Raw genomic sequence first — 526 nt, 5'->3', positions numbered from 1 at the left:
CTTTTCTAGAAAAGATGCCTGGTTTTTTTTCCCAATACCTACAAAGATTACTATATTAGGCTTCAATAAATAATATATCCTTTTACAACAAGAAACTTAAGCCTAAAATGAGTCTAACACAAGCAGCATCTGTCGAAGCAAACGAAAAGATGCTTCAATACAATGGCCAATATGGAGCGTACGGCGGATCTTATATCCCCCCGGTACTGGAAGAGCAATTAAATAAACTGGCTTCTTTTTTCGATAGCCATGTCCAAAAAGAAGAATTTCAGAAAGAGTTTATTGCAATCTTAAAACATTATGTCGGTCGTCCCTCACCCTTATACTACGCCAAGAACTTAAGCGAGTATATTGGCTCCAAAATCTATTTAAAGCGGGAAGATCTCAACCATACGGGTTCCCATAAGATAAACAACTGTATCGGTCAAATTCTTCTGGCCAAACAGATGGGAGCAACAGAGATCATTGCCGAAACTGGCGCCGGTCAACACGGTGTTGCAACAGCAACAGCGGCAGCATTGTTAAT

1 protein-coding gene is annotated in these 526 nt (G+C 39.9%); it reads left to right on the top strand.

Going from position 1 to position 526, the window contains the following annotated elements; all coding sequences use genetic code 11:
• Positions 1-107: 107 nt before the first annotated feature.
• Positions 108-526, top strand: a 419-nt coding sequence (locus B2X72_RS00815) for a pyridoxal-phosphate dependent enzyme (protein ID WP_286848067.1), incomplete at its 3' end; no start/stop codon positions are given.

It is taken from the genome of Sphingobacterium sp. UBA7253, from assembly GCF_002472745.1.
In the GTDB taxonomy this organism is placed as follows: Bacteria; Bacteroidota; Bacteroidia; order Sphingobacteriales; family Sphingobacteriaceae; genus Sphingobacterium; species Sphingobacterium siyangense.
The sequence above is the reverse complement of the archived record's forward strand: the minus strand, read 5'-3'. Positions and strand labels throughout refer to the sequence as shown.